Source organism: Nonomuraea cavernae (genome assembly GCF_040655715.1).
GTDB lineage: Bacteria > Actinomycetota > Actinomycetes > Streptosporangiales > Streptosporangiaceae > Nonomuraea > Nonomuraea cavernae_A.
Map to the genome: position 1 here is coordinate 1 of NZ_JBFAKL010000038.1, position 25283 is coordinate 25283.

Annotated in this window: 26 protein-coding genes and 2 pseudogenes; 11 read left to right on the plus strand and 17 right to left on the minus strand. The window is 72.2% G+C overall.

Annotated features, from left to right (window positions below):
• A pseudogene (locus tag AB0I38_RS36585) lies at positions 1 to 216 on the plus strand (hypothetical protein); the annotation flags it as partial.
• A gap of 68 nt (positions 217 to 284) precedes the next feature.
• Here AB0I38_RS36585 and AB0I38_RS36590 read toward each other — a convergent pair.
• The 3 genes from AB0I38_RS36590 to AB0I38_RS36600 all read right to left on the minus strand — a co-directional run bounded on the left by AB0I38_RS36590 (position 285) and on the right by AB0I38_RS36600 (position 3031).
• Positions 285 to 1061 (minus strand): TetR/AcrR family transcriptional regulator C-terminal domain-containing protein, encoded by a 777-nt coding sequence (locus AB0I38_RS36590; RefSeq protein WP_358492702.1) that lies wholly within the window; start codon positions 1059 to 1061, stop codon positions 285 to 287.
• A 153-nt stretch (positions 1062 to 1214) separates the two neighbouring features.
• Complete coding sequence (locus tag AB0I38_RS36595; protein ID WP_358492705.1) at positions 1215 to 1880, minus strand: response regulator transcription factor; 666 nt, start codon at positions 1878 to 1880, stop codon at positions 1215 to 1217.
• Positions 1877 to 3031, minus strand: coding sequence for a sensor histidine kinase (locus tag AB0I38_RS36600; protein WP_358492709.1), 1155 nt, complete (start codon positions 3029 to 3031; stop codon positions 1877 to 1879). Before AB0I38_RS36600 ends, AB0I38_RS36595 begins: the two co-directional genes overlap by 4 nt.
• 164 nt (positions 3032 to 3195) lie before the next feature.
• Between AB0I38_RS36600 and AB0I38_RS36605 the strand changes: the two genes are divergently transcribed.
• Entirely contained in the window at positions 3196 to 4557 is a 1362-nt protein-coding gene (locus tag AB0I38_RS36605; RefSeq protein WP_358492713.1) for an FAD-binding oxidoreductase, read from the plus strand.
• Positions 4558 to 4706: 149 nt separating this feature from the next.
• Here AB0I38_RS36605 and AB0I38_RS36610 read toward each other — a convergent pair whose 3' ends face one another.
• Entirely contained in the window at positions 4707 to 5651 is a 945-nt protein-coding gene (locus AB0I38_RS36610) for a hypothetical protein (RefSeq protein ID WP_358492716.1), read from the minus strand.
• 260 nt (positions 5652 to 5911) lie between these two features.
• Between AB0I38_RS36610 and AB0I38_RS36615 the strand changes: the two genes are divergently transcribed.
• A complete protein-coding gene (locus AB0I38_RS36615; RefSeq protein ID WP_358492719.1) occupies positions 5912 to 6259 on the plus strand; it encodes a YciI family protein in 348 nt (115 codons plus the stop codon).
• Between the two features lie 79 nt (positions 6260 to 6338).
• Here the strand turns inward: AB0I38_RS36615 and AB0I38_RS36620 are convergent, their stop codons facing one another.
• Together AB0I38_RS36620 and AB0I38_RS36625 are read right to left on the minus strand one after the other, a co-directional pair.
• Entirely contained in the window at positions 6339 to 6533 is a 195-nt protein-coding gene (locus AB0I38_RS36620) for a DUF4236 domain-containing protein (protein WP_358492722.1), read from the minus strand.
• Between the two features lie 65 nt (positions 6534 to 6598).
• Positions 6599 to 6793, minus strand: coding sequence for a DUF4236 domain-containing protein (locus tag AB0I38_RS36625; RefSeq protein WP_358492725.1), 195 nt, complete (start codon positions 6791 to 6793; stop codon positions 6599 to 6601).
• 130 nt (positions 6794 to 6923) lie between these two features.
• On the opposite strand from AB0I38_RS36625, the gene AB0I38_RS36630 reads away from it, so the two are divergent.
• The 3 genes from AB0I38_RS36630 to AB0I38_RS36640 all read left to right on the plus strand — a co-directional run bounded on the left by AB0I38_RS36630 (position 6924) and on the right by AB0I38_RS36640 (position 9478).
• Positions 6924 to 7787, plus strand: a complete 864-nt coding sequence (locus tag AB0I38_RS36630) for an SMP-30/gluconolactonase/LRE family protein (protein ID WP_358492728.1) — start codon at positions 6924 to 6926, stop codon at positions 7785 to 7787.
• 203 nt (positions 7788 to 7990) lie between these two features.
• Complete coding sequence (locus AB0I38_RS36635) at positions 7991 to 8830, plus strand: helix-turn-helix domain-containing protein (protein ID WP_358492733.1); 840 nt, start codon at positions 7991 to 7993, stop codon at positions 8828 to 8830.
• A 66-nt stretch (positions 8831 to 8896) separates the two neighbouring features.
• A complete protein-coding gene (locus tag AB0I38_RS36640) occupies positions 8897 to 9478 on the plus strand; it encodes a dihydrofolate reductase family protein (RefSeq protein ID WP_358492738.1) in 582 nt (193 codons plus the stop codon).
• A gap of 174 nt (positions 9479 to 9652) precedes the next feature.
• On the opposite strand, the gene AB0I38_RS36645 is transcribed toward AB0I38_RS36640, so the two are convergent.
• Together AB0I38_RS36645 and AB0I38_RS36650 are read right to left on the minus strand one after the other, a co-directional pair.
• Positions 9653 to 10780 carry a S1 family peptidase gene (locus tag AB0I38_RS36645; protein WP_358492743.1) on the minus strand — a complete coding sequence of 376 codons (1128 nt, stop codon included), beginning with the start codon at positions 10778 to 10780 and terminating at the stop codon, positions 9653 to 9655.
• 74 nt (positions 10781 to 10854) lie between these two features.
• Positions 10855 to 11673, minus strand: coding sequence for a nucleotidyltransferase domain-containing protein (locus AB0I38_RS36650; RefSeq protein WP_358492747.1), 819 nt, complete (start codon positions 11671 to 11673; stop codon positions 10855 to 10857).
• Positions 11674 to 12152: 479 nt separating this feature from the next.
• Between AB0I38_RS36650 and AB0I38_RS36655 the strand changes: the two genes are divergently transcribed.
• Positions 12153 to 12323, plus strand: coding sequence for a hypothetical protein (locus AB0I38_RS36655; RefSeq protein ID WP_358493013.1), 171 nt, complete (start codon positions 12153 to 12155; stop codon positions 12321 to 12323).
• A gap of 106 nt (positions 12324 to 12429) precedes the next feature.
• On the opposite strand, the pseudogene AB0I38_RS36660 reads toward AB0I38_RS36655, so the two are convergent.
• The 3 genes and pseudogenes from AB0I38_RS36660 to AB0I38_RS36670 form a co-directional block, all read right to left on the minus strand.
• Positions 12430 to 12713 (minus strand): annotated as a pseudogene (locus AB0I38_RS36660) (SDR family NAD(P)-dependent oxidoreductase); the annotation flags it as partial.
• Positions 12695 to 13153, minus strand: coding sequence for a hypothetical protein (locus AB0I38_RS36665; protein ID WP_358492751.1), 459 nt, complete (start codon positions 13151 to 13153; stop codon positions 12695 to 12697). The gene AB0I38_RS36665 and the pseudogene AB0I38_RS36660, both read right to left, overlap by 19 nt.
• Positions 13154 to 13188: 35 nt before the next feature.
• Positions 13189 to 13578 (minus strand): nuclear transport factor 2 family protein, encoded by a 390-nt coding sequence (locus tag AB0I38_RS36670; RefSeq protein WP_358492755.1) that lies wholly within the window; start codon positions 13576 to 13578, stop codon positions 13189 to 13191.
• A 75-nt stretch (positions 13579 to 13653) separates the two neighbouring features.
• Between AB0I38_RS36670 and AB0I38_RS36675 the strand changes: the two genes are divergently transcribed.
• Complete coding sequence (locus AB0I38_RS36675) at positions 13654 to 14223, plus strand: PadR family transcriptional regulator (protein WP_358492760.1); 570 nt, start codon at positions 13654 to 13656, stop codon at positions 14221 to 14223.
• 41 nt (positions 14224 to 14264) lie between these two features.
• Positions 14265 to 14816: a pyridoxamine 5'-phosphate oxidase family protein gene (locus tag AB0I38_RS36680; RefSeq protein ID WP_358492764.1), complete on the plus strand. Its 552-nt coding sequence runs from the start codon at positions 14265 to 14267 to the stop codon at positions 14814 to 14816.
• Between the two features lie 41 nt (positions 14817 to 14857).
• Here AB0I38_RS36680 and AB0I38_RS36685 read toward each other — a convergent pair whose 3' ends face one another.
• From AB0I38_RS36685 to AB0I38_RS36705, 5 genes are all read right to left on the minus strand, one after another.
• Complete coding sequence (locus AB0I38_RS36685) at positions 14858 to 15619, minus strand: SDR family NAD(P)-dependent oxidoreductase (protein WP_358492767.1); 762 nt, start codon at positions 15617 to 15619, stop codon at positions 14858 to 14860.
• 51 nt (positions 15620 to 15670) lie between these two features.
• Positions 15671 to 16075 (minus strand): RrF2 family transcriptional regulator, encoded by a 405-nt coding sequence (locus tag AB0I38_RS36690; protein WP_358492769.1) that lies wholly within the window; start codon positions 16073 to 16075, stop codon positions 15671 to 15673.
• Positions 16076 to 16226: 151 nt separating this feature from the next.
• Positions 16227 to 17168 (minus strand): sulfite exporter TauE/SafE family protein, encoded by a 942-nt coding sequence (locus AB0I38_RS36695; protein WP_358492772.1) that lies wholly within the window; start codon positions 17166 to 17168, stop codon positions 16227 to 16229.
• A gap of 102 nt (positions 17169 to 17270) precedes the next feature.
• Positions 17271 to 18152 (minus strand): LysR family transcriptional regulator, encoded by an 882-nt coding sequence (locus AB0I38_RS36700; RefSeq protein WP_358492777.1) that lies wholly within the window; start codon positions 18150 to 18152, stop codon positions 17271 to 17273.
• Positions 18149 to 18850, minus strand: coding sequence for a CTP synthase C-terminal region-related (seleno)protein (locus AB0I38_RS36705; protein WP_358492781.1), 702 nt, complete (start codon positions 18848 to 18850; stop codon positions 18149 to 18151). Before AB0I38_RS36705 ends, AB0I38_RS36700 begins: the two co-directional genes overlap by 4 nt.
• A gap of 190 nt (positions 18851 to 19040) precedes the next feature.
• Between AB0I38_RS36705 and AB0I38_RS36710 the strand changes: the two genes are divergently transcribed.
• The gene (locus AB0I38_RS36710; protein ID WP_358492785.1) at positions 19041 to 21329 is read left to right on the plus strand and encodes a HelD family protein; all 2289 of its coding nucleotides are present in this window, start codon (positions 19041 to 19043) and stop codon (positions 21327 to 21329) included.
• Between the two features lie 23 nt (positions 21330 to 21352).
• Here the strand turns inward: AB0I38_RS36710 and AB0I38_RS36715 are convergent, their stop codons facing one another.
• A complete protein-coding gene (locus AB0I38_RS36715) occupies positions 21353 to 21829 on the minus strand; it encodes a MarR family winged helix-turn-helix transcriptional regulator (protein WP_358492790.1) in 477 nt (158 codons plus the stop codon).
• Between the two features lie 97 nt (positions 21830 to 21926).
• Between AB0I38_RS36715 and AB0I38_RS36720 the strand changes: the two genes are divergently transcribed.
• Positions 21927 to 25214 (plus strand): efflux RND transporter permease subunit, encoded by a 3288-nt coding sequence (locus tag AB0I38_RS36720; RefSeq protein ID WP_358492793.1) that lies wholly within the window; start codon positions 21927 to 21929, stop codon positions 25212 to 25214.
• Positions 25215 to 25283 lie beyond the last annotated feature (69 nt).

A 25283-nucleotide genomic window follows, 5' to 3' on the forward strand; every position in this document is an offset into this window, starting at 1 on the left:
CTCATCCTCGGAGTCGGCCTGCGGATCGCCGCCGCAACCGGCAGCCTCCTGATGGTCATGATGTGGGCGGCGGCCCTGCCCCTGACCACCAACCCGTTCATGGACGACCACATCATCTACGCGATCGTGATGGTCGGCCTGGCCCTCGGCGGCGCGGGCACCACGCTCGGCCTGGGCAACCTGCCGATCGTCCGGCGCACCGCCTGGCTGAAGTAGCGGCCACGACCGCGACGCCCACCTCCGGCCACGGAGGTGGGCGTCGCGTTTTGTGCCAGCGGACCGCGTCAGGCGGCCTCGATGCCGTCGAGGATGATCGCCAGGCCGCCGTGGAACGTCTTCCTGGCCTCGCGCTCCAGGTAGGGGCCGCTCTCGTCGTCCGAGCGCGGCGCGGCGGCGGCGGCCTCCAGCCAGGTGACGTTGGGGAAGCGGGCCGCGAAGTCGGGCGCGGCCTCCTTCAGCGTGCCGGACCGGTCGAGCCACCACGCGTCGTCGGACACCCCCGTCGCGGCCTCCGCCTGGCGGGCCTCGGCGATCGTCTGCGCCGCCCCGCGCACGAAGTGGAACAGCGTGCCCACCACGCGCCGCAGCACGTCGCGGTCGAGCCCGGTCTCGCGCAGGACGCCCAGCAGGGTCTCCAGCGTGAGGTACTCGTTGGGGCCCAGCACCGGGCGCGCCTGCGACACCAGCAGCAGCCACGGGTGGCGCAGGTAGCAGGCGCAGGTGTCCTCGGCCCACGCGGTCAGCGCCGCCCGCCAGCCCGCCGTCAGGTCGTAGCGGGTCGGCAGCTCGCCCAGCGCCCGGTCGTACATGAGGTCGACCAGCTCGCCCTTGCCGGGCACGTACGTGTAGAGGGCCATCGCCGAGCGGCCGAGCCGCTCGCCCACGGCCCGCATGGACAGCGCCGCCATGCCCTCGGCGTCGGCGACGGCGATCGCCGCGTCCACGATGCGCTCGACGCTGAGACCGGGCTTGGGCCCCGGGCGCGCCTCGGAGGAGTCACCGGCGCCCCACAGCAGGGCCATGGACCGGCGCGCGTCACCCTGCCCGGCGAAGACCACCACGATGCCGCTCCTCGTCTCTACCGGCCTAAGGATGTCTACCGGCCTAAGGAGTCTCAAGGATAGGGGCGATGCCCCGCCGGGCCCGGCACGCGCACCAGGGCGCAGCCCGAGCTCCTGGGCGTGCCACCGATCGACGCACAGGTGCGTGCCGTCTCAGGTGAGCGGGCCGCGTGGAGTGACCAGCCCGGACTCGTACGCCAGGACCACGAGCTGGGCGCGGTCGCGGACGCCCAGCTTGGTCATGGCCCGGCTGACGTGCGTCTTGGCCGTGGCCGGGCTGATCACCATGTGGGCCGCGATCTCGTCGTTGGACAGGCCGCGCGCGACCAGCGCCACCACCTCGCGCTCCCGGTTGGTGAGGATCTCCAGGCCGACGGGGAAGGGCTCGGGGCGGCGGGCGACGTACTCGGAGATCAGCCGGCGGGTGATCGCGGGAGAGAGCAGCGCGTCGCCCCGAGCCGCGACGCGTACCCCCTGGAGCAGGTCGGCGGGCTCGGTGTCCTTGACCAGGAAGCCACCCGCGCCCGCCCGCAGAGCCTCGAAGACGTACTCGTCGAGGCCGTAGTTGGTGAGGATCACCACGTGCACCCCGCTCAGCCGCTCGTCGGCGGCGATGCGCCGGGTCGCCTCGATGCCGTCCATCACCGGCATCTGCACGTCGACGAGCGCCACGTCGGGCAGGTGCCGCAGGGCCAGGGCGACGGCCTGCTCGCCGTCGGCGGCCTCGGCGACCACCTCGATGTCGTCCTCCGCGCTCAGCAGGGCGCGGAACCCGGCGCGGATCAGCGCCTGGTCGTCGGCGAGCAGCACGCGGATCACAGGCTCTCCTCCAGAGAAGGCGCGGCGGCGGGGCTTTCGGTGAGGGGGAGTTCGGCGCGTACGGTGAAGCCGCCCTCGGGGCGCGGCCCGGCCCGCAGCCGCCCGCCGAGCGCGGTGACGCGCTCCCGCATGCCCCGCAGCCCGACCCCCGGCTCGGACGCGGCCCTGGGGCCGGAGCGGCCGTCGTCGTCGACCTGCACGACCAGATGGCCGCCGGTGTGGCCGATGCGCACCGACGCGGACGCCGGCCCGGCGTGCCTGGCCACGTTGGTCAGCGCCTCCTGGACGATCCGGTAGGCGGCCTGATCGACCTCGGCGGGCAGGGGCTCAGGCCGGCCGTCGACGGTCACGCCGACGGGCAGGCCGGCGGCGCGGGCCCGCCGCACCAGCTCGTCGAGCCGGTCCAGCCCGCTGCCCGGCGGATCGCCGGCCGAGTCGCGCAGCACCTCCAGTGTCGCGCGCAGCTCGCGCATGGCCTCGCCGCTCGCCTCCTGGATGGCCAGCAGCGCCTCGGGCACCTCCTCGCCCCGCTTGCGGGCCAGGTGGACGGCCACCCCGGCCTGCACCTTGATGATCGAGATGCTGTGCGTGAGCGAGTCGTGCAGCTCTCTGGCGATGCGCAGGCGTTCCTCCCCGGCACGCCGCAGCGCCGCCTCCTCGCGGGTGCGCTCGGCCTCGGCGGCCCGTTCCTCGACCTGACGCAGGTAGGCCCGCCGGTGCCGGGACACGGTGCCCGCCACCCCGGCCGCCAGGAACCAGCCCAGCAGCAGGATCGTCCGTTCGGCGAGCGGCTGCGCGGGCCCGCCCGCGGCTCCGGCCAGGTCGCCGGCCAGCCACACACCGAGGAACACGGCCGAGGCCGCCGCGGCGGGCAGCCGGTGACCGCTCCGGGTGGCGGCGAACACCGCCACCAGCACCGGAAACGCCGCCGACGGGCCAGGATCCAGCCGCGACGAGTAGACCAGCATGCACGCCGTGGCCACCGTCAGCGCCACCAGCGGCGCGATCCGCCAGGCGACCAGCGCCAGCGAACCCGCCACGATGACCAGATGGTCGAGGGGCCGCGCTCCGGGCAGCGACAGCGCGCCGATCTCCAGCAGGACGGCGACCGTCAGCGCGAGCGCCGCGTCGGCCATGCGCTCAGAGCTCATCCCCGAACAGTAGAGCCTGATTCGATCATAATCCTCCGCATAAGGGCGGATCCCGGGACTACTCCCGGCGAGGTATCCGCCCCGGACCTACGCCCGGCCGGGTAGCCGCAGATGCCTTCGTACGCAGGACGACCGCGCCCCCCTCCAGCGGCGACGATCTCCTCATGTCCACGACCACTACACCTTCGACCGCCACACCCACGACCACGGACGCCGCCGGTCATCTGCGCGGAGCCTTCGGCGGAAACCTGCACCTGCCCGGCGACGAACGCTACGACGCCGAACGGCTCGCCTGGAACCGCGCCCTCGATCCGCGCCCGGCCATCGTGGCCGAGGCCGCGCACGTCCGCGACGTGCGGGCCGCCGTCATGACGGCCCGCGAGCACGGACTGCCGTTCGCCGTCCAGGCCACCGGCCACGGCACCCATGTGCCCGCCGACGGCGGCCTGCTGCTCAAGACGTCGCGGCTGGCCGCCGTGCACGTCGATCCCGGGCGCCGCACCGCGCGGGCCGAGCCCGGCGCGCTCTGGTCCGACGTGATCGCCGCCGCCGCCCCGTACGGCCTCGCGCCCCTGTCCGGCACGCCCGCGATCGGCGTGACCGGCTACACGCTGGGCGGCGGCACCGGCTGGCTGTCCCGCCTGCACGGGTACGCGGCCGACAACCTGCTGCGCGCCGAACTCGTCACGGCCGGCGGCGAGACGGTCACGGCAGGTCCGGGGGAGCATCCGGAGCTGTTCTGGGCGCTGCGCGGCGGCGGTGGCAACTTCGGCGTGGTGACCGCGCTGGAGTTCCGGCTCCACCCGGTCGCCGAGGTCTACGCCGGCATGACGCTGCACTCCGTGGACCGGGCCGCCGCCACGCTGGCCCGCTACCGCGAGTGGGCCCCGGGCGAGCCGGACGAGTCGAACACCTCGGTCATCCTCATGCGCACGCCCGGCCCGGACGGCTGGGCGCTGGCCGTGCGCGCCTGCCACGCGGGCCCGGCCGAGGAGGGCCGCCGCCTCCTCGCGCCGCTGCTGGAGGCGGCCGGACCGGTGACGACAGGCGGTTTCGCCACGATGACCTTCGGAGAGGCGGCGACGGCCTTCGGGGGCCCGGCGCCGGAGCCGATGGCCGTCAGGCAGCACCTGGAACTGCTCCACCAGGTGCCCGACGACGCGATCGAGACCATCCTGGCCGCGACCGGCTCGCCCATCGCGGCGGTGGAGCTGCGCCACTGGGGCGGCGCGATGGCCCGGCCGGCGCCGGACGCCGGCCCGGTCGGCCACCGCGACGTGCCGTACTCCGTCATCGCCACGGCGATTCCCGGCGGATCCGGTGAGCCCGCTCTCTCCTGCCTGCGCGACCTGGCCGCCGGCCTGAGACCGCACGCGACCGGCGGCTCGTTCCTGAACTTCCTCACCGACCCCGCCAGAACACGCGACGCCTACACCGTGGCCGACCACGAGCGCCTGACCGAGGTCAAGCGGGCCTGGGACCCGGGCAACCTGTTCGGCCGCACTCACAACATCCCGCCCACCTGAACGGAGGATCACGCGGATGCCCGCACCCTTCCCCCACATCACCCCGGTGCCGGCCGAGACGACGACGGGGCGGACCGCCCAGGTGGACGCCCGGCGCGCCGAAGCGGCGGTCACCACGGCGGCCCGGGCCCGCCGCGTGACGGCCGATCCTAGGCCGGTTGGCGTGACCGGGCGGCCGAGCGCTGACCCGGCGGAAGGGTGCGGACGAACCGCTCCTCGGTGGCCGGGACGGCGACCAGGTGGGCCGAGGTCTCGTGCTCGCGGCGCACGCCCACACTGGCCAGGTAGAAGGGGACCAGCAGCGCCTGGGCCCGGCGCCGGCCCAGGCTCAGGTACCCCCAGCGGAACCACTGCGGCACCAGGATCGTCCCCGGCAGTTCCTCCAGCCCGCCGAACGCCTCCATCACGCGGGAGGCCACCTCCCACGCCGCCTCACCCGGCCGCCGAGTCCCGGGAGTCGCGACCGTCTCGCCCCCGCCGTCGTCGGCGAAACGGCGCGTGGACAGGCTCAGCGACGACAGTCTGCCGCCCGCCGCCACCTCGACCGTGGCCGACGCCCTGCCGTACACCGGGATCTCGCGGACGAAGTGGCGGAAGGCGCCGACGGCGCGGCCCAGCACCGGCTCGGCCGTGCGGCCCGGCCGCCCGCCGCCCGCCCCTCCGATCCGCCAGAGGCGCTCGAACGTCAGCCTGTCGCCGGCCGGGACGAGCGAGGCCAGCCCCAGCCGCTCGCCGGCCTGCCGCAGCAGTCCGGTCAGCTCGTCATCGCCCGGATCGGCCTTGAACAGGTCCTCGAACGGCGCCAGGTCGAGCTGCACGGTCAGCGCGCTCGACGCGTGGAACCCGGTCGCGCGCAGCAGGCCGGGCAGGCGGACGACGGTGCGGTCGGGGTGGCCGGTCACCTCCGGGCGCGGCGCCGGCCGGCCGCTCGGTCCGGCGATGGTCTCAACGGTCTCGACGAGCGCGCGCAGGCGCGACCGCACCGTGCCGCGGTCGGGCGGGGGGAGCCGCACCACGTCGATCGCGGCCGGGACGTCTCCGGCCATCGCGGCGAGCTCCTCCACGAGGTCCGTGGCGTACGAGTAAGCGGGCATGGCGCTCCTAGGCTCTTCGCAGGGGCTCTTCTCGGGGTGGCCGGTCAGCCGCGCCCAGCGCCACAGCAGGCACGCCTGACACCGTCGCGGCCGTGCCGACGGCCCTCAATGCTGGGCACGCCCGGCTCGCCGCGCGTCAGGAGGGCACCTGGGGATTGCCCTAGTCACCCGCCGTCGGCGGGTTGTCGAGATCCGGCGGCCGGCGCCGACCAGAGGGTGAGACGCGTCGCGACACCCCGGTGGAGGCACAGGTGAAGTACATGATCCTGATTTACGGCAACCAGGTCACCCGCGGGATCTGGCGTGAGTTGCCCGACGAGCGGCTGGTGGAGGGCTGGCGGGCCCATGCCGCGGTCACCGGTGACCTGGCGGCGTCCGGCGAGTTGGTCGTGTCCGCGGCGCTGGCCGACGCCTCGCTCGCCAGGCGGGTGCCGGCGGGCGGGGGCGAGCCGCTCGTCCCGGGGGCGGACGAGCGGCTCGCCGGGATCCTCCTCGTCGACTGCGAAAGCTTCGAGCGGGCCGTGGAGATCGGCTCCCGGCTGCCCGAGGCGCCGTACGGGGTGGTGGAGGTGCGGCCGGTGCTGCGCGACGGCGGACTGGAGATGTGAGCGCCGGCCTCCCCTGACAGGGGAAGGGCCGGAGACGCGCGACGCGTCTCCGGCCCTCCTCCCCAGGGGCAGCGGGGGATCAACCCCGGGAACGGCTGCCCAGCGTCTTGCGCCAGTGCAGCCCACCCGGCAGGTTGACCGATAACGTGCGCCGGCCGTCGGCGGTGCGGGTGACCCTGAACAGGCGGTTGCCCCAGCTATGTCCGACACCACCACGGGACAGGTTCAGCCGGAACGGCCCCTTCTTGAACGACTTCCGGTAGCTCCAGCCCATCGCTCTTCCTCCATCGAGATCGCGAGGACCACCAGCTACCCGGAAAAGCGACGATCTATCAAAATTCAGCCATGACGGTGTGACCGGCCCTTGCCGAACGTCTTACCGACCTTGAGGCCGCCGGGCAGCCGTACCTTCACCTGCTTGCGGCCGTCGGGCGTCGTCGTCACGTAGAACTTGCGGGTGTTGAAGGTGTAGCTGACCCCGTGCGGCGACAGGGTGACGCGGCACGGCCCGGCCTGAATCGAGTTGATCTTCATGCCCCCTCCTCATGCCCCTCACCAGGGACAACGTGTCATGCTTCGTCCCGATTCCGCCTCAACCGTCGCGCTCGGCCGGGCCTGGGCGTGACAATCGACTGCCACGTTGCCGTGAGGAGAGGAGGCCGGCGTGACCATCGCCGCCTACACCGTGACCGGGCCCGTCGCCGAGCACGCGGAGGGCCCCGTGTGGTCCGGCCGCTGGGCGGGGCTGCGATGGGTCGACATGCTGGCCGGTGACCTGCTGGAGCTCGGCGCGGACGGCACGGTCCGGCGCCGGCACGTGGGCGCCGTCGCCGCGATCATCAGGCCGCGCACCGGCGGCGGGTTCGTGGTCGCGGCAGAGCGCGAGCTCCTGGTGTCCGACGACGACGCCTTCGACGCGCCGCTGCGCTCGCTCGGCCAGGCGTGGACCGACCCGTCGATCCGGATGAACGAGGGCGGCTGCGACCCCGACGGCCGCCTCTACGTCGGCACCATGGCCTACGACCAGAGCCCGGGACGCGGCGCCCTGCACGTCGTCGAGCCCGACGGCTCCTTACGCGTGGTGCTCTCCGGGACGACGATCTCCAACGGCTTCGACTTCAGCCCCGACGGCGGTCGCGCCTACTACGCCGACACGGTCACCGGGCGGGTCGACGTGCTCGACTACGACCCCGAGCGGGGCCTCACCGGACGCCGGCCGTTCGCCGTCGTGGACCCCGGCAAGGGAGCGCCCGACGGGCTGACCGTCGACGCCGAGGGCGGGGTGTGGGTCGCGCTGTGGCAGGGCGGCGCCGTGCACCGCTACAGCCCCGAGGGCGAACTCGACGCCGTGGTGCGGCTGCCCGTCGCCAAGGTCACCGCCGTCGCGTTCGGCGGCGAGCGGCTCGACCGGCTGTTCATCACCACCTCGTGCCTCGATGTCGACCGCTCGCGGCAGCCGGACGCCGGCGCCGTCTTCGCCGCGGACCCCGGCGTCCGCGGCCGCCCCGTCCTGCCCGCGGCGCTCTGACGGGCGTCCCGCTGTCGGGCCGGCGGGGCGCGACGAGGCTCGGGTTCGCGCTGCTTCTGCGGTTCCGCGCTGAACGGCCGGTTCCCGACGGGCCGGGCGGGAGGTGTTCAAGCTGAACGCGATCCGCAAGGTCGGCGCGTAACGCCGGACGCTCGCCCGTTCCGGCGGCGGCGCGGCTGGACCATCCCGGCGATACTGTGGGCGTGGAGTACGTGTCCAGAGTGCCGCGACCGCCGCTGGACGGGCTGATCGACGACCTGTACTACCTGGAGGGTGCGCCGCCGTACGCCCGGCTGACGCTGCCGCCGAGTCCGTCGGCGTTGCTCATCGTCAACCTCGGGGCGCCGTTCCGCATCCGCGCCGGCACCGACATCGAGACGGCCGAGTACGCCGACGGCTGCGTGATCACCACGCCCACCCGCGCCTTCGAGTTCGGCTATCCGCCGGAGACCCGGTCCGTCGGCGTGCACGTCAAGCCGTGGGGGCTGGCGCCGTTCCTGCCGATGCCCGCGGCCGAGCTGTGTGACCGGCCGGTGACGGTAGAGCAGGTTTGGGGCCGGCCCGCCGTTGCTGAGCTGCGAGACCGGCTGTCCACGGCGGACGGACCGCACGAGATGCTGACGCTGCTCGAGGAGGAGCTGATGCGACGGCTGTGCGAGACCGCCGGCCTGGGGCTGGTCCGCCATACGAGCAGCGTCATCGCGGCGGCCGGCGGGGCGGTGGCGATCGGCGACCTGAGCGTGGCAGCCGGTGTCAGCAGCACTCATCTGGCACAGCGGTTCAAGGAGCTCATCGGCGTCACGCCGAAGCGGCTGGCCCGCACCTACCGCTTCACCGCCACCGTGTTCGCGATCAACCCCGCCGGGCCGATCGACTGGGGCGACCTCGCCGGTGGCGCGGGCTACTTCGACCAGGCCCACTTCGGCCACGAGTTCCGGGCGTTCACCGGGCTCACGCCGACCCGGTACGTCGAAGTCCGGCGGCGGTTCCTGCGCGAACATCCCGGCCACGCGCTGGACGGCTGGCCGCTGCCGGCCGATTGATTTCTTACAAGAGCGACAGCTCACGACACGCTAATTTGTGGGCACCCCAACGCAGAGGAGAGCCCCGTGGGCAAGGTGGTCATGTACAGCTCGGTGTCGGTGGACGGCTTCGTCGCGGACGAGAATGACCAGCCCGGACCGCTGTTCGACTGGTTGTCCAGCGGTGACGTCCCGTTGGACGAGAGCGGCGAGCTGAAGGTGTCGCAGACCTCCTACGACCACACCCGCTCGTACTGGGACCAGATCGGAGTCACGATCGCCGGCCGCCACGTCTTCGACCTGACGGACGGCTGGGACGGAAAGCCTCCGAGCGGGATCGACCACGTGGTCGTCGTGACGCACCGGCCGCAGCCCGAGGGCTGGGACCCCGAGGCGCCGTTCCACTTCGTCGACGGCGTCGAGGCAGCCGTGGCCAAGGCGCAGGAGCTTGCGGGTGACCGCATGGTCGAGGTCGCCGCCGGCGACGTCGGTGGCCAGGTGCTTGCCGCGGGCCTGGTCGACGAGGTGCGCATGGACGTCGTACCCGTCGTGTTCGGGTCCGGCAAGCGCTACTTCGGGTCGGTCCACGCGCAGCACCTGTTGGAGGATCCTGACGTGATGATTCAGGGCAACCGGGTGCTTCACCTGCGCTATCGGGTGCGCCGTTGACCGATCTGAGCGGGTATGCGAAGAAGTCCACTCTTGATCGCGTGTACCTGGCTGCACGAGTCTTACCGACACCCCGGTTCGGGGCGCTGGGTTCGGGAGGGTGCCAGGTTCGCGGAGAACGCGGCACAGCGCGCCCGAGGGTGGCCGGGCGCGCTGTGACTGGGATGGGCGGGATCAGCCGACACGCAGGGTGAGCCCGTACGCGCCGAGGATCTCGTTGACCGGCTGGTGGTAGGTGGTGCCGCCGACGGTGCAGTTGCCCGATCCGCCCGAGGTCACACCCTGGGCCTGGCTGCCGGAGATGAACGAGCCGCCGGAGTCACCGGGCTGCGCGCACGCGCTGGTGCGGGTGAGGCCGGTCACCGTGCCCTGCGAGTACCTGACGCTGGCGTTGTGCTGCTGGATGACGCCGCAGCGCCAGCCGGTGGTCGAGCCGGAGCGGCAGATCGACGCGCCGACGGACGCCTGCGTGGATCCGCGCACGATCACGTTCGAGCCGCCGGAGCCGCGTACCCACGGCTGCGGGGTGTGGCCCGGAGTGGCGACCCACGCGTAGTCGTTGCCCGGGAACGACGCGCCCTGGAAGGTGCCGGACGGGTTGCTGGTCGTGGAGCCGGCCATCCGGCAGTGGCCCGCGGTGACGAAGCCGGGAGTGCTGCCACGGGTGACGGAGAAGCCGATGCTGCACCGGCTGGAGCCGATGTAGTAGGCGGCGCCGCCGATGAGGTTGATGTACGTCTGAGGGCTCTCGGCGCTGACGACCACGCGGACCGCCTTGCCGTCCACGCCCGCGGCGGCGGCCAGGGCGTCGCCGGCCTGCTGCGTGGGAGCCTGGATGACGACGCTGTTGGTGGTCACGTCGGCGTACCAGAGGGCCGCGCCGGTCTTGGCCTGCTCCGGTGCCCGGTCGAGCTGGTCCTTGACCGAGTTCAGCTGGGTGAGCGTCCGGGCGACGACGATCGGCTGGCCGCCCTGCGCCTCGATGCCTGGAGCGGCGGCGGGGTCGGTGGTGGCGACCATGAGCTTGGAGGCGTCGGCGTTCAGCCAGGAGCCGCCGTACGACGCGCCGAGGGCGGAGGCCAGCCGGGCCTCGGCCGCCGCGGCGCGCTGCTCGTTGGCCAGCCGGGTGACGGCCTGCTGTTCGGACAGCCCCAGGTCGCGTTCGAGGGCGTCCACCATGGTGGGCGGCGCCGTGTCGGCGGGCTGGGACGGGGGTTCGGAGGCAGCGGCGGGGCTGAGGGGAGTGGCCAGGCAGACGGCCACGATGGTGGCGCCTGCCAGTGCCCAGCGCTTACTCGACATGTGCACTCCTTTGTGGGGGGTGCTGTCAAGTTATCCGCTAGGCAAATTTCGACCTAGATACCAAAAGATCCCTATTACGGAGTTATGGATCGCCGCACATCCTCCACCAGGGCGCCCGCTGCCGCCACGGCCTGCCCGATCTCCTCGGCTGAGCCGCCGATCCGGCCGAGCACCTCTCGGGCGCGGTCCGCGAAGTCGCGCGGGGCGCCGGGCAGCCGACCGGCCGAGACCACCATGCCCTTCTCGTTGATCAGCCAGCGTCCGGCGTGACCGTGCAGGGCCTGGCAGGCGACGCCGACGGCCCGGAAGAGGCAGCCGGCGGCGTACACGGGATCCCGCCCCGAGGCCCCGTACGACGCCAGGCCTACGGAGAAGTGCGCCTCCCACAACCCGCGCACGAGCGCTTCGCCCAGCGCGGCCGGGTAGCGCTGCACCCGCTCGCGCAGCTCGGTGAGCCGCCCGCCGGGATCGGCGAGCACCCGGCAGAGCGCCACCTCGCCGGCGTAGGCGTGCGAGTAGAAGCCCAGGGGATGCCCGGCCTGGACGCCGATCTCGTAGCGGCCCGCCTGGCAGTCGGCCCAGACCCGGTGGACACGGTCGAGATCGCGGTAGATCCAGTCGACCCGCGCGCCGTCGATGGTCAGCCAGCCGCCGCCGTCGACCCACGGCCCCCAGCCGCCCGGCGCCGTCAGCTCCGCCTGGTCACCTGCGTGCCCCACGGCCACGGCCCGGAGTGCCGTGACGTCGAGCTCACCGCGATAGTAGAGCCCGAGGTCGTAGTCGGAGTCGGGGCGGTGCGTGCCGCGTGCCCGGCTGCCGCCGAGCACCACGGCCACCACCGAGGGGATCGCGGCCAGCTCCCGGGCCAGCGCCTCCAGCCTCACGTCATCCATGGTCGTCCTGTCCAGAGGTCGTGGGGGACTCGCGGGCGAGCGCGGCGTTCGTGCCGCCGATCGTAGCGCCGTCAAGGTGATGGACCGTGATGGGAGCCGACGACCGGATGACCTCTGTGGTGAGCGTGACGTGCTACCGCGTACCGGGCAGTCCGATGTCCTCGCAACGAGGAATCCCCCTGGGCGGCACGTCACCCGGGATCTTGGGGAGGTCCACGTACAGGTCCGAAACCCGATAATGGTGGTTGATCCGAATCAGACCGTATGCGTGACCGGGACGATATGGACAGGCGCGGCGGCGTTGAATGCCCAGCAGCCGTTGTGTCGTTGATCCGCGAGGCCGCCGGGCTTGGGTGAGGACCGGCGAACCGGACCTCGATCAACGGGCGGTTCGCGGTGGCTCTCCGCCCAGGCGGTCGCCGTACGCCGATGATCTGCTCGGCGAAGGCGCGTGGATTCTGTCGGTGGCGGAGGACGGGATGGCGACCGCGGTTTCGTGGGAGGAATTCGAGCGGCAGGCGCCGGAGCCGGCGAAGGTCGCGCGGGCGTTGTTGGACGAGCGCCGGCACAAGGTGCTGGCCACGCTGCGCAAGGACGGGGGGTCCGGCAGGTCCGGCGTAAATAATCTACTTTGTAAAGGCGGTGGGTGATTCGAGCACATCCTGTGAGCGTTTCGAGCACGTTCTCATGCACGAAAAAGCCTCCGTCGACGAACAGCGGCTGGCCGGTGACGAACGCTGAGGCGTCGCCGGCCAGGAACACCGCGGCGCAGGCGAAGTCGGCGGGCACGCCGTTGCGGCCGCTCATGTGGCGGCCTGCGAGCGGGTCAGCCCGGCGAGGGCGGCCTTGGACACGCCGTAGACGCCGCTGTCGCCGAAGGCGCTGACGCTCTGCTGCGAGCCGATGTTGATGATGCGGCCCCAGCCGCGTTCGGCCATCCGCGGCCCGAAGTGCTGGCCGAGCAGGTAGGGCGCGGTCAGGTTGACGGCGACGGTCTGCTCGTAGTCGTCCTCGGTGGCGATCAGGCGGGTGTGCCGGATCGGGCCGCGATGGCGCGGAGCAGGCTCCGCACGCCGGCCACGTGTCCGCCCGTCCCGAGGAGAAGCAGCCGGTAGGCGCCCCCGGCCACGCCGGGGAAGACGGCCCGGGTTTCTGCGCGCAGCCGCGTCCTGCCCGTACCGGCCGGCTCCATACGGAAGATCAGCGCATAGGACGAGAAGCGGTGGCGGCCTTCGAGCGCCAGCTCGATCCCCGGATCGGCAGCGGTCACCAGGAACCCGGGGACGGCCGAGCCCACGGCCAGCGGCCGCGGCCCGGAGGCGGCGCGGTCGGCGCACCGGACGAGCCTGGCGTAGCCGGCCGCGTGGGGCCGGGAGAAGGTCCGCTCGACCGTTTCGAGCATCGCGCGCCACACGTCGTCGCGGTCGGCCGTGATGAAGATCGCGTGTTCGTCCAGGTAAGGGGCATGGGATGGGCGCATTTCGGGCTCCAGGGGGCGGGCTCGCCGTGGCGTTCTCATGCGCCGATGGCGCCCTTGTCGGCGGCGAGTTGGGCGCGCATCGCCTCCGCCAGCGCCTGCGCCGCCGTCAGCGGGCGGACCATCACCGTGAGCTCGGCCACCGAGCCGCCCTCGCCGAGGTGTAGCAGGTCAACGCCCTCGATCTCGCGCTCGCCGATGCGGGCGCGGAAGACGAGCGCATGGTCGGGGGCGTCGTCGGCGCCGACCTCCCGTACGTACCGGAAGTCCTCGAAGACGCGCTGGACCGCGTGCAGGATCGGCGCGACGGTGTCCCGCCCCTGGTACGGCTTGAACACGATGGGGCTGAAGAAGACGACGTCATCGGCGAGCAGCGCGACGGCCGCCGCCATGTCGCGGGCCTCGACGGCAGCACGGAAGGGGTGCATCGACTCGCTCTCCCTATAGTCAACAAATTGAATAGCTGCATAGGATACTAATCACAGACAAGGGAGGTTGACCAGATGGCGTTGCGCCACGCGGCACTCACCGCTCTCCTGGAGGGCGAGGCCTCGGGCTACCAGCTCGCCAAGCGCTTCGACGTGTCGGTCGCCAACTTCTGGTCGGCCACACCGCAGCAGGTCTACCGCGAGCTGGAGCAGCTCGAAAGCGCCGGCCTGGTGAGCGGGCGCGTCGTCGAGCAGGCCCGCCGGCCGAACAAGCGCGTCTACACGCTCACGGACGCCGGGCGTGATGAACTCCACGCGTTCACCGCCCGGGCCGCCCGGCCCACGGCGATGCGCGACGACCTCCTGGTCAAGCTGCAGGCCGTGGACACGGGCGACGTGGAAGCGGTCATGAAGGCCCTGACCGAGCGAATGGAGCGGTCGCGGGTCAAGCTGGCCCTGTACGACCGCCTCAGGGACGACCTGCTCCAGGGTCGCGACGAGGAGGAGTTCCTGCGTGAGGCGGAGCGGGTCGGGCCGTACCTGACGCTGATGGGGGGGCGTGCCTACGAGCAGGCGAACCTGCGCTGGGCCACGACCGTCCTGCAACTCCTCGACCGGCGATCCGGCGCGGCCCGCACACCCTGAGCCGCGGCCAGGGCTCCGCTTCGACTGGTGGCGAAGGTGCGGTGAGCCCAACGGCGCCGTACGCCGATGATCTGCTCGGCGAAGGCGCGTGGATTCTGTCGGTGGCGGAGGACGGGATGGCGACCATGGTTTCGTGGGAGGAATTCGAGCGGCAGGCGCCGGAGCCGGCGAAGGTCGCGCGGGCGTTGTTGGACGAGCGCCGGCACAAGGTGCTGGCCACGCTGCGCAAGGACGGGTCGCCGCGGGTGAGCGGCACCGAGTCGCAGTTCCGCGACGGCGATCTGTGGCTGGGGTCGATGCCAGGGGCGGTCAAGGCCCTCGACCTGCGGCGCGACCCGCGGATGGCACTGCACGTCACCTCCGCCGACCCTGGCGAGGGCGATCCGTCGGCCTGGAAGGGGGACGTCAAGCTGGCGGGGCGCGCGGTGGAGATCAGCGACGGGGAGGCGCTGGCCTCGTTCGGCCTGCCGGACAGCGACGCGCACCTGTTCCGGGTCGAGTTGTCCGAGGTGGTGTGGACCCACGTGCAGGGCGACGAGCTGGTCATCGAGGCGTGGCACGAGGGAGCGGGGGTCCGGCAGGTCCGGGCATAAATGATCTACATTGTAAAGGCGGCGGGCCGTTCGGGCGCGCCCTAGTGCACGAAAAAGCCCCCGTCGACGAACAGCAGCTGGCCGGTGACGAACGCTGAGGCGTCGCCGGCCAGGAACACCGCGGCACCGGCGAAGTCGGCGGGCACGCCGTTGCGGCCGCTCATGTGGCGGGCGGCGAGGTGCTCGACGCGTCCCGGGACGGCCTGGGCCGCTTCGGTGAGCGGGGTCAGGACAAACCCGGGGATGATCGTGTTGACGCAGACGCCGCGCGCCGACCAGGCTTCGGCCTGCGAGCGGGTCAGCCCGGCGAGGGCGGCCTTGGACACGCCGTAGACGCCGCTGTCGCCGAAGGCGCTGACGCTCTGCTGCGAGCCGATGTTGATGATGCGGCCCCAGCCGCGTTCGGCCATCCGCGGCCCGAAGTGCTGGCCGAGCAGGTAGGGCGCGGTCAGGTTGACGGCGACGGTCTGCTCGTAGTCGTCCTCGGTGAGCTCGGCCATGGGTTTGCGGATGTTGTTGGCGGCGTCGTTGACCAGGATGTCGATCTCGCCGGCGGCGGCGCAGACGTGTGTGACGGCATCGCGGTGGCCCAGGTCGGCGCTGATGCTGGAGGCGGTCACACCGTGGCGGCGCAGCCGTTCGGTGGCCTTGTCGAGCTCGCCCGGCCGGCGGGCGACGATCACTACGTCGGCGCCCGCGCGGCCGAGCGCCTCGGCGATGGCGTAGCCGATGCCCGAGCTGCCGCCCGTCACCAGGGCGCGGCGGCCGTCGAGGGAGAAGAGTTCGCGAAGGTAGGCAGACACGGATCGTCAAGCTAGCAGTGCTCCACCAGAGGGCGGACGCGGACCCTGGGGTCAGCCGGGTGTGGGGGAGGCCGGTGGAGGGTCGGTGGCGGTGGCGACGATGTGGGCCAGGGTGATCTCGCTGAGCAGGGCGTCCTCGTGCCGGCGGATCTCTTCCCACACGTCGGCCAGCGGGCGGGCGACGCCGGGGAAGTGGCCCACGCCGCTCTCCACGCCTTCGGTCACGCGGATCACGTCGGCCAGGGAGATCGTCTCCGCGGGGCGGGCCAGCCAGTAGCCGCCGTCGGGGCCGCGCTGGCTGTTGATCAGTCCGGAGCGGCGGAGCTGGAGCAGGATGTTGTCGCAGAAGCGGCGGGGGATGTCCTGGCCGGCCGAGATGAGTTCGGCGCGTACGGGGCCGTCGGCGGCGGCGAGCACCACCATGGCACGCAGGGCGTAGTGCGTGCGGGCGGACATGCGCATCATGCGGCGGGGCGGTGGGAAGGCAGGGCGGCGGGGCCGGTCGCCGCGGGACGGATGGGGTGGCGTCCCGGCCGGGTGTTGCGACGAAGCCGGTCCCGGCTGCTCGGGGCAGCCGGGACCGGGTGACGTGCGTTCACGGGCGGCTTCAGGATGCGGACGTCGTCTCTTCCTCGTCGCGTCGGGCTCGCAGCTCGGCCTCGATCGCCTCGACGGACTCCTCGGCCTTGGCGCGACGGTAGGCGCGGACCGAGATGGCGATCGCTCCGGCCCAGATGACGGCGATGGTGATGTAGGCGATGGTCTGCACGTTGCCGGGGGCGTCGATCCAGTCGGAGCGCAGCAGGGTCCGTACGTTGGTCAGGATGATGACACCGCCCACGGCGGAGCCGAGGATGCGCGGCGGGATGTGGCGCACGAGCCAGGCGGCGATGGGCGCGGCGATGACGCCGCCGATGAGCAGGACGGCGACCCAGGAGAAGTCGATGTTCTCCGAGCCGATGCCGACGAAGAAGCCGATGCTGGCGGCGATGGCGACGAGGAACTCGCTGGCGTCGATCGAGCCGATGACCTTGCGGGGCGCCAGGCGGCCGCTGGCCAGGATGGCGGGCGTGCCGACGGGGCCCCAGCCGCCGCCTCCGGTTGCGTCGACGAAGCCGGCGACCAGGCCCAGCGGGCCGAGGAAGCGCTTGCGCAGCGGCTTGCCCAGGTTGTCCTTGGGCAGGCCGAAGGCGGTGAAGCGGATGAGGATGTAGATCCCGAGCGTCAGCAGGATGAGCGACATGATCGGGGCGGCCACGTCGGTCGAGAGGCTGGACAGGAAGGTGGCTCCGGCGAAGGCGCCGACGGCGCCGGGGATGCCGATCTTGGCGACGACTTTCCAGTCGATGTTGTCGAAGCGCCAGTGGGAGACGCCGGAGGCGAGGGTGGTGCCGATCTCGGCGAGGTGGACGGTGGCCGACGCGGCGGCCGGGTTGGTGCCGATGGCCAGCAGGAGGGTCGTGGACGTCACGCCGTAGGCCATGCCTAGGCTGCCGTCGACGAGCTGGGCGGCGAAGCCGACCAGACCGAGCAGGACGAGCGCGCGCACGGGTCCACCTTTCCTTCTTTTCCTACTATGTCGAGTGGGAATAGCGTGTATCAGGGAAGGGTGGTTCGTCAAGCCACGGTTCGCCATCCGCTACGGCCGATCTCAGTGGCAGCGGTGGGCGGGAGGCACCTCGTCCAGGGCGAGCGCGGTCAAGGCGGTGGCCATGGGCGAGGCCGCGCCGGCCTCGGGCAGGCCGAGCAGGATGGTCCGGGTCTCCTCCGGTTCGAGCGGGATCGCGCAGACGCCCGTGGTGCGTGCGGGCAGAGCCAGCTCGGGGATGATCGACACACCGAGGTCCTCGGCGACCAGGGCGAGGATGCTGCCGGTGTCGCGGACCCGGTAGTGGCAGCGCAGGGACGCGCCGGCCCGCCGTACGAGGTCGGTGATCAGCGGCTCGCACCCGCCCGTGGACATGATGAACGGGTGGCGCGCCAGGTCGGTCACCGCGACGGTGGGCCGGGAACTCAGCCGGTGGGCGGCGGGCAGGACGGCGAGCATCCGGTCGCGGGCGAACGGCGTGGTGGCCGGCCCCGGCGCGACGGTGGTGAGAGTGGCCACGTCGACCGCGCCGGTCACCAGCCAGTCCAGCACCTCCTCGTCCGAGCCCTCCAGGACGGTCAGGGTCACGCCGGGGTGGGCGGTGGTGAAGGCGCGCAGCACGCGTGGCAGCAGTGAGGCGTTCGCGCTGGGGATGACGCCGACGCGCAGCCGACCCCGGGACTCGCCGCGGGCGGCCGCCGCCTCCTGTTCGAGGGCGTCGAGCTGGGCCAGGATGAGCACGGCCCGCCGGATCGCGGCGCGGCCGGCGCCGGTCGGCGTCACCCCGTGGTTGTTCCTGGTGAACAGGGTCAGGCCGAGCTCGCTCTCCAGCAGGCGCAGGGCGTGGCTCACCGCGGACTGGGTGGTGGCGAGCTCGTCGGCGGCGCGGGTCATGTTGCCGGTGCGGGCGACCGTCACCAGGATGCGGAGCTGGGTGAACGTCATCGGGCGAGCGCCGCCCGCAGGAATCCGGTGATCAGCGGGTGCGGCCGGCCGGGTAGCGAGCGGGCTTGGGGGACGAACAGCGTGGCCAGGTAGAAGGGGTGGCCGGGCAGTTCGAGGACGCGGGCCTCGCCGCCGGTGTCGGTGCCGCTCACTCGCAGGCCGCCGTCGTGCAGGGCCTGCTGGTGTTCGGGGTTGAGGCCGAAGTCGCAGTAGTACCGCTCCTCGGTCGTGTCCTCGCCGTACAGGGTAGCGGCGGTGGAGCCGGGCACGAGCGCGACCGGCATGGTCGCGCCCTTGAGCGAGCAGGCGAGCTCGGAGACGAACAGGCGCGAGGCGTAGGGGTCGTACTCGGCGTGCTGCGCGTCGGCGAAGCCCAGCACGGTGCGCGCGTACTCGATCACCATGTGCTGGCAGCCGCCGCACGTGCCCAGCGTGGGCACGCCGTGCTCGCGGGCGTGCCGCAGCGCGCGCACCGCCCCGTCGAGGCTCTGGTACGGGCTGCCGGGGGCGCACCAGAGGGCGTCGGCGGACCGTACGGATGACAGGTCGGTCTCCAGGGGAGCGGTCGGCACCCAGCGGGTGTCCACATGGACGCCGAGGTGTTCGGCGGTGTGACGCAGGGCGTCGTCCGTGGCGGTGTGCGGAGTGAACGTGGGGTCGTGGTCGCCGACGATGGCGACGGTCAGGCGGGAGCGCATGAAGCCGACTATCGGGGAGGGGGCACCCGGGCGCCAATGCCGGACGGCGCTCCCGGCATGAGCACCTCTTCATGTCCGGGCGGGCACACGGGAAGAGGCTTGCCCGGCGCCGCGCGGGAGGAGTAAGCTCACACGCTTGGACGCAAATCGCAGAGATTCAACAGACCGCCTGTTAGGAGTATATCAGCTAATGACTAATCGTCAAGAAGTTCTGGCCGAGGCCCTTGACGTCGAGCAGGAGACCGTGTCGATGCTCTACGGCCGGCTCGATCTGGCGCGATCGCGGGCCGAGGCGGCGCTGGCGCGCGTGCACGGCGGCGGCGGAGCGGGCGGCACCCGCCAGGCCAGACTGGAGCGCGACGTGGCGGCCGGCGAGCAGGCGCGCCGGCTGGCGCGGCTCAACGCCGTCGAGCGCGGCCTGTGCTTCGGCCGCGTCGACGACGCGGCAGGCCAGACGGTCTACATCGGGCGGATCGGGCTGCGTGACGAGGAGTACGAGTCGGTGCTGATCGACTGGCGGGCGCCGGCCGCCCGCCCGTTCTACGTCGCCACGGCGGGCGATCCGGGCGGGCTGGTGCGCCGCCGCCACCTGCATCTGCGCGACCGCGCGGTGGTGGGGCTGGACGACGAGGTGTTCGACCTGGAGCGGATGAGCGACGGCGACCGGCGCACGCTGGTGGGGGAGGCGGCGCTGCTGGCGGCGCTGCGGCGTGGCCGTACGGGACGGATGGGCGACGTGGTGGCCACCATCCAGACCGAGCAGGACCGGGTGATCCGGGCCTCGTGGCAGGGGGCGCTGGTGGTGCAGGGCGGCCCCGGCACCGGCAAGACGGTGGCGGCGCTGCACCGCGCCGCCTACCTGCTCTACACCCATCGAGACACGCTGGAGCGGCGCGGGGTGCTGGTGGTGGGGCCGAACGCGATGTTCCTGCGGTACATCGGCCAGGTGCTGCCGGCGCTGGGGGAGACGCAGGTGGTGATGTCGACGGTGGGCGAGCTGTTCCCGGGAGTGCGGGCGACGGCCGTCGACGAGCCGCGGGCCGCGGTGGTCAAGGGGGATCCGCGGATGGCCGAGGTGGTGGCGGGGGCGGTGCGGGAGCGCCAGCGGGTGCCGGCCGGCGATCTGGAGGTGGAGCTCGACGGCCTGGTCCTGCGGGTGCCGCACGAGAGGTGCGCACGGCTGCGCGAGCGGGCCCGGGCGGTGCGGCTGCGGCACAACATGGCGCGCAAGCTGTACGTCACCGAGTTGCTGAAGGAGCTGGCCCTGGCCGAGGCGCGCGCCCTGGAGGGGGCGTTGCGGCTGGACGAGATGGAGCTGGAGGACCCGGAGCTGGCCGAGCCGCTCGACCTCGAGGGCGACCTGGACGAGATGGACATCGAGCTGGCGAGCCGCCGCCTGTGGGAGCTGCCGGAGGTGCGGCGGGCGGTCGACGGGCTGTGGCCGGAGCTGACGCCGCAGCGGCTGCTCGGCGAGCTGCTGGCCACGCCTGCGACGCTGCGGGAGGTCTCGCCCGCGGGGCTGGACTGGCGGGCCCTGGTGCGGCCGGCGGACGCCGGCTGGACGGTGGGCGACGTGCCGCTGCTGGACGAGGCGGCCGAGCTGCTGGGCGAGGACGACTCGGCCCGCCGCGCGGCGGCCAGGGAGGCGCGGGCCGGGTGGCAGGAGCAGGAGCTCTTCGCGCGGGAGGTGCTGGAGACGACCGGGCTGCTGGAGGAGGGCATCTTCGGCGAGGCCGACCGGCTGGCGGCCCGTCACACCGGCGCCGACGACGACCTGACCACCGCGGACCGGGCGGCGGCCGACCGCACGTGGGCGTACGGGCACGTGATCGTGGACGAGGCGCAGGAGCTGTCGCCGATGGCCTGGCGGATGGTCATGCGCCGGGTGCCCGCGCGTTCGCTGACGGTGGTGGGCGACCTGGCGCAGACGGGGTCGGCGGCGGGCGCCCGGTCGTGGGGTGAGGTGCTGGATCCGCACCTGGCGGGCCGGTGGCGGGAGGAGCGGCTGCTGGTCAACTACCGCACGCCGGTGGAGATCATGCGGGTGGCGGCCGACGTGCTGCGGGCGGTGGATCCCGCTCAGGTGCCTCCGGAGTCGGTCCGGGAGGGGGAGTCGCAGCCGCGTGCCGTACGGGGCGGGGTGGCCGAGCTGCCGGCGCTGGTGCGGGAGGAGCTCGCGGCCATCGGGGAGGGTACGGTCGGCGTGATCACCTCGGACGCGCGGCACGCGCAGGTGGCGGCGCTGTTTCCCGGGCACGACCTCGACGCGGCCGTGGTGGCGCTGACGGTGACGCAGGCCAAGGGCCTGGAGTTCGACGCGGTGCTGGTGGTCGACCCGGCGGGCATCCTCGGCCAGTCGCCGATGGGTGGCCAGGACCTGTACGTGGCGGTGACCAGGGCGACCAGGCGCCTGACGGTCGTCCACGACGGCGACCTGCCCGGCGTTCTGTCCCGCCTGACGCAGAAATCTACAAAGTAAAGGCGGCGGGCGAGTTCACACCCTCAATCCTCACCATCAGAAGCCCTCAGCGGGCCGAACAGCTCGTCGGCCACGGCACGGATGCGGCCGAGCACCATGTCGAGGGCGCGCAGGGTGTCGAGGTCGAGGTGCTGCATGATGAGGTTGTACTGTTCCAGGCCGGCGTTGTTGATCTCTTCCATGAGCCTGGCGCCGGCTTCGGTCAGTTCGACGCGGCGCACGCGCCGGTCGTGGGGGTCTTCGTGCCTGCTCACCAGGTCCTGGGCGACGAGGCGGTCGACGATGCCGGTGACCGTGCCGAGTCCGACGCCGAGGCCGGTGGCGAGCTCCTGGCCGGAGGCCGAGCCGTGGATCGAAAGGATCATGACGACCTTCAGCTGGCGCATCGTGAGGTTGGACGCGAACAAAGGAGAGTCGTGCTGGGCGAAGGCCCGGCCGAGGCCACGCTGGGCTGCTGAGATCCGGCGGATCAGGTCATCGCGTTCGTTCTTCACGCTCACCTCTCGTTCCTGAGAAGGTTATCAGGAAGATCGTGTGAGGCTAAATATTCGTATGAGGCGAAGTGTTAGTCTGGGCCGAACTCTCGGAAGGACCCTGATGACCGCATTCGCCCGGTTGAGCCTCGCCAACCGCAGCCTCGTGATCCTGATCGCGCTTGTGATCACCGCGTTCGGCGCGTTCACGATCCCGCAGTTGAAACAGCAGTTGCTGCCGTCGTTGGAGTTTCCCGGGGCGTTCGTGGTGGCACCCTATCCCGGCGCGTCGCCGGAGATCGTGGAGGAGCAGGTCACGGCGCCGCTGGAGGAGTCCTTCCAGGGGGTCGCAGGCATGGAGCAGATCACCTCGACGTCCCAGGAGGGCCTGGCGCAGATCCAGGTGGCCTTCGAGTACGGCACGGACATCGAGTCGTCGATCAGCAAGATGCAGCAGGCCGTGAGCCGGCTCCAGGGGCGGTTGCCGGCAGGTGTGGAGCCGCAGGTCGTGGCGGGCAGCACCGACGACATCCCGGTGATGGTGCTGGCGGTGGGCGACGGTGGGGATCCGCGCGCGATGGCGGACAAGCTGAGCCAGAGCATGGTGCCGAAGTTGCAGGCGATCGAGGGTGTGCGGGAGGCGGCGGTCACGGGCACCCGTGAGGAGGTCGTGACGATCACGCCCGACCTGGGGAAGATGGCGCTGGCGGGGGTGTCACCGGCGCAGATTCCCGAGGTGCTGAAGGCGAACGGCACGCCGATCCCGGCGGGCACGCTGACCGCCGACGGCAAGTCGCTGACCGTGCAGGTGGGCGCGCGGGTCGACTCGATCGCCAAGCTGAAGGCGCTGTACCTGACGCCCGCGCAGCCGCAGCCGCAGCCGGCACAGCCCCAGTCGGGCCAGCCTCAGTCCGGCCAGCCGCAGACGGCACAGTCGGCGCAACCGCAGGCCGGCCGGCCCCAGCCGCAGTCGGGTCAGCCCCAGGCGGGGCAGCCGCAGACCGTGCAGCGGGTGTTGAAGCCGGTCAAGCTCGGTGATGTCGCCAAGGTGGAGCAGGCCCTGGCCGCGCCGACGACGATCACGCGGACCGGCGGTAAGACGAGCCTCGGTGTGTCGGTGACGATGTCGCCGGACGGCAACGCGGTGGCCATCTCGCACGAGGTGCGCGAGCAGCTGCCGGAGCTGACCAAGGAGCTGGGCGACTCGTCGGACACCGCGGTGCAGGTGGTGTTCGACCAGGCCCCGTACGTGGAGAAGTCGATCGAGGACCTGACCACCGAGGGCCTGCTGGGGCTCGCGTTCGCGGTGCTCGTCATCCTGGTGTTCCTGCTGTCGGTGCGTTCGACGGTGGTGACGGCGGTGTCGATCCCGCTGTCGGTGGTGATCGCGTTGATCGCGTTGTGGGTGGGCGACCACTCGCTGAACATGCTGACGCTGGGTGCGATGACGATCGCGATCGGCCGGGTGGTGGACGACTCGATCGTGGTGCTGGAGAACATCAAGCGGCATCTCGGTTACGGCGAGGAGAAGCGCGCGGCCATCCTGACCGGGGTGCGCGAGGTGGCGGGCGCGGTGACGGCGTCGACGCTGACGACGGTGGCGGTGTTCGCGCCGATCGCGGTGGTCGGCGGGATGGTGGGCGAGCTGTTCTCGCCGTTCGCGATCACGGTGGCGGTGGCGCTGCTGGCGTCGCTGCTGGTGTCGCTGACGGTCGTGCCGGTGCTGGCGTACTGGTTCCTGAAGGCGCCGGACCTGACGCCGGAGGAGGCGCGGGCGCAGCGCGCCAAGGCGGAGGCGAAGGAACTACGCAGTCCGTTGCAGCGGGCGTACCTGCCGGTGTTGCGGTTCGCGACGCGGTTCAAGCTGGTGACGGTGCTGATCGGGTTGGCGGTGTTCGTCGGCACGATGGGCATGGCCGGGCAACTGCAGACGAACTTCCTGGACGCCTCGGGGCAGGACACGATCTCGGTGAGCCAGCGGATGCCGGCCGGCACCGATCTGGCGACCACCGACAAGGCGGCCCAGCAGGTGGAGAACGTGCTCGCGGACCTGGACGGGGTGGAGTCCTACCAGGTGACCGTGGGCGGCGGCAACGCGATGATGGGCGGCACCGGTGGCGGCGCGGATCGGGCGTCGTACTCGGTGACGGTCGGCGAGGACGCCGACACGCCGGCGGTGGAGCAGGCGTTGCGCGACCGGCTGGCCACGTTGCCGGACGTCGGCGAGGTGCAGGTCGGCGGCATGCAGGGCGGCGGGTTCGCCACGGACACCGTTCAGGTGATCGTGAAGGCGCCGGACCTCGCGGCGCTGCGGACGGCGGCGGAGACGGTCGCGTCGGAGATGGGCGAGGTGTCCGGCCTGCGTGACGTGTCGTCCAACCTGGAGACGAGCGCGCCGCGTGTGGAGGTGCGGGTCGATCGGGCGAAGGCGGCCGCGAAGGGGTTGTCGGAGGCGCAGGTCGGTCAGTCGGTGGCGCAGGCGTTCCGCGGGGCGCCGCTGGGCCAGGTGACGCTGGACGGCCGGGCGAGTGATCTGGTGCTGCGCGTTGGCGAGGCGCCGGCCAACGTCAAGGAGGTCGGGGCGCTGCAGTTGCCGACGGCTTCGGGGCTGGTGAAGCTGTCGTCGGTGGCCGAGGTGAAGCAGGTCGGCGGGCCGACGCAGGTGACGCGGATCGACGGCGCCCGTTCGGCGACGGTGTCGGCCAAGACGACGAGCAGTGACCTGGGCAGTGTGACGCAGGCGCTGAACGAGCGGCTGAAGGGGCTGTCGCTGGGCGGCGGCGCGTCGTACGAGATCGGCGGGGCGTCGGCGGACCAGGAGGAGGCGTTCAAGGATCTGGGGCTGGCGATGCTGGCGGCGATCGCGATCGTGTTCATGATCATGGTGGCGACGTTCCGGAGTTTCGTGCAGCCGTTGATCCTGCTGGTGTCGATCCCGTTCGCGGCGACGGGCGCGGTCGGGCTGCTGGTCGTGACGGACACGGCGATGGGCGTGCCGGCGTTGATCGGCATGTTGATGCTGATCGGGATCGTGGTGACGAACGCGATCGTGCTGATCGACCTGATCAACCAGTACCGGGATCAGGGGATGGGGATCGTGGAGGCGGTGATCGAGGGCGGCCGGCGCAGGTTGCGGCCGATCCTGATGACGGCGGTGGCCACGATCTGCGCGCTGACGCCGATGGCGTTGGGCGTGACGGGGTCGGGCGGGTTCATCTCGCAGCCGCTGGCGATCGTGGTGATCGGCGGGCTGGTCACGTCGACGTTGCTGACGCTGGTGCTGGTGCCGACGCTGTACGTCATGGTGGAGCGGGCCAAGGATCGCCTGCGGCGCCGTCCCGACGCCGGTGCCCCGTCCGGCCCGGACGTGGACGGCGCGGGTAAGGAGAGCCTGGCCGGCCAGCCGGCCTGACCCCTTCGCGAGCAAGCCCCGGCCGGTCTGGCCGGGGCTTGCTGTGTTCGTGGGTGAGGTTTCACCACG

Coding starts and splice junctions, on each gene's coding strand:
- AB0I38_RS36615 (WP_358492719.1), top strand. CDS start 5,912: ATGATCCTGATTTACGGCAACCAGGTCACCCGCGGGATCTGGCGTGAG.
- AB0I38_RS36665 (WP_358492751.1), bottom strand. CDS start 13,153: ATGCGCCCATCCCATGCCCCTTACCTGGACGAACACGCGATCTTCATC.
- AB0I38_RS36625 (WP_358492725.1), bottom strand. CDS start 6,793: ATGAAGATCAACTCGATTCAGGCCGGGCCGTGCCGCGTCACCCTGTCG.
- AB0I38_RS36600 (WP_358492709.1), bottom strand. CDS start 3,031: ATGAGCTCTGAGCGCATGGCCGACGCGGCGCTCGCGCTGACGGTCGCC.
- AB0I38_RS36645 (WP_358492743.1), bottom strand. CDS start 10,780: ATGTCGAGTAAGCGCTGGGCACTGGCAGGCGCCACCATCGTGGCCGTC.
- AB0I38_RS36670 (WP_358492755.1), bottom strand. CDS start 13,578: ATGCACCCCTTCCGTGCTGCCGTCGAGGCCCGCGACATGGCGGCGGCC.
- AB0I38_RS36710 (WP_358492785.1), top strand. CDS start 19,041: ATGACTAATCGTCAAGAAGTTCTGGCCGAGGCCCTTGACGTCGAGCAG.
- AB0I38_RS36620 (WP_358492722.1), bottom strand. CDS start 6,533: ATGGGCTGGAGCTACCGGAAGTCGTTCAAGAAGGGGCCGTTCCGGCTG.
- AB0I38_RS36605 (WP_358492713.1), top strand. CDS start 3,196: ATGTCCACGACCACTACACCTTCGACCGCCACACCCACGACCACGGAC.
- AB0I38_RS36655 (WP_358493013.1), top strand. CDS start 12,153: ATGGCGACCGCGGTTTCGTGGGAGGAATTCGAGCGGCAGGCGCCGGAG.
- AB0I38_RS36720 (WP_358492793.1), top strand. CDS start 21,927: ATGACCGCATTCGCCCGGTTGAGCCTCGCCAACCGCAGCCTCGTGATC.
- AB0I38_RS36690 (WP_358492769.1), bottom strand. CDS start 16,075: ATGTCCGCCCGCACGCACTACGCCCTGCGTGCCATGGTGGTGCTCGCC.
- AB0I38_RS36650 (WP_358492747.1), bottom strand. CDS start 11,673: ATGGATGACGTGAGGCTGGAGGCGCTGGCCCGGGAGCTGGCCGCGATC.
- AB0I38_RS36675 (WP_358492760.1), top strand. CDS start 13,654: ATGGCGTTGCGCCACGCGGCACTCACCGCTCTCCTGGAGGGCGAGGCC.
- AB0I38_RS36610 (WP_358492716.1), bottom strand. CDS start 5,651: ATGCCCGCTTACTCGTACGCCACGGACCTCGTGGAGGAGCTCGCCGCG.
- AB0I38_RS36700 (WP_358492777.1), bottom strand. CDS start 18,152: ATGACGTTCACCCAGCTCCGCATCCTGGTGACGGTCGCCCGCACCGGC.
- AB0I38_RS36705 (WP_358492781.1), bottom strand. CDS start 18,850: ATGCGCTCCCGCCTGACCGTCGCCATCGTCGGCGACCACGACCCCACG.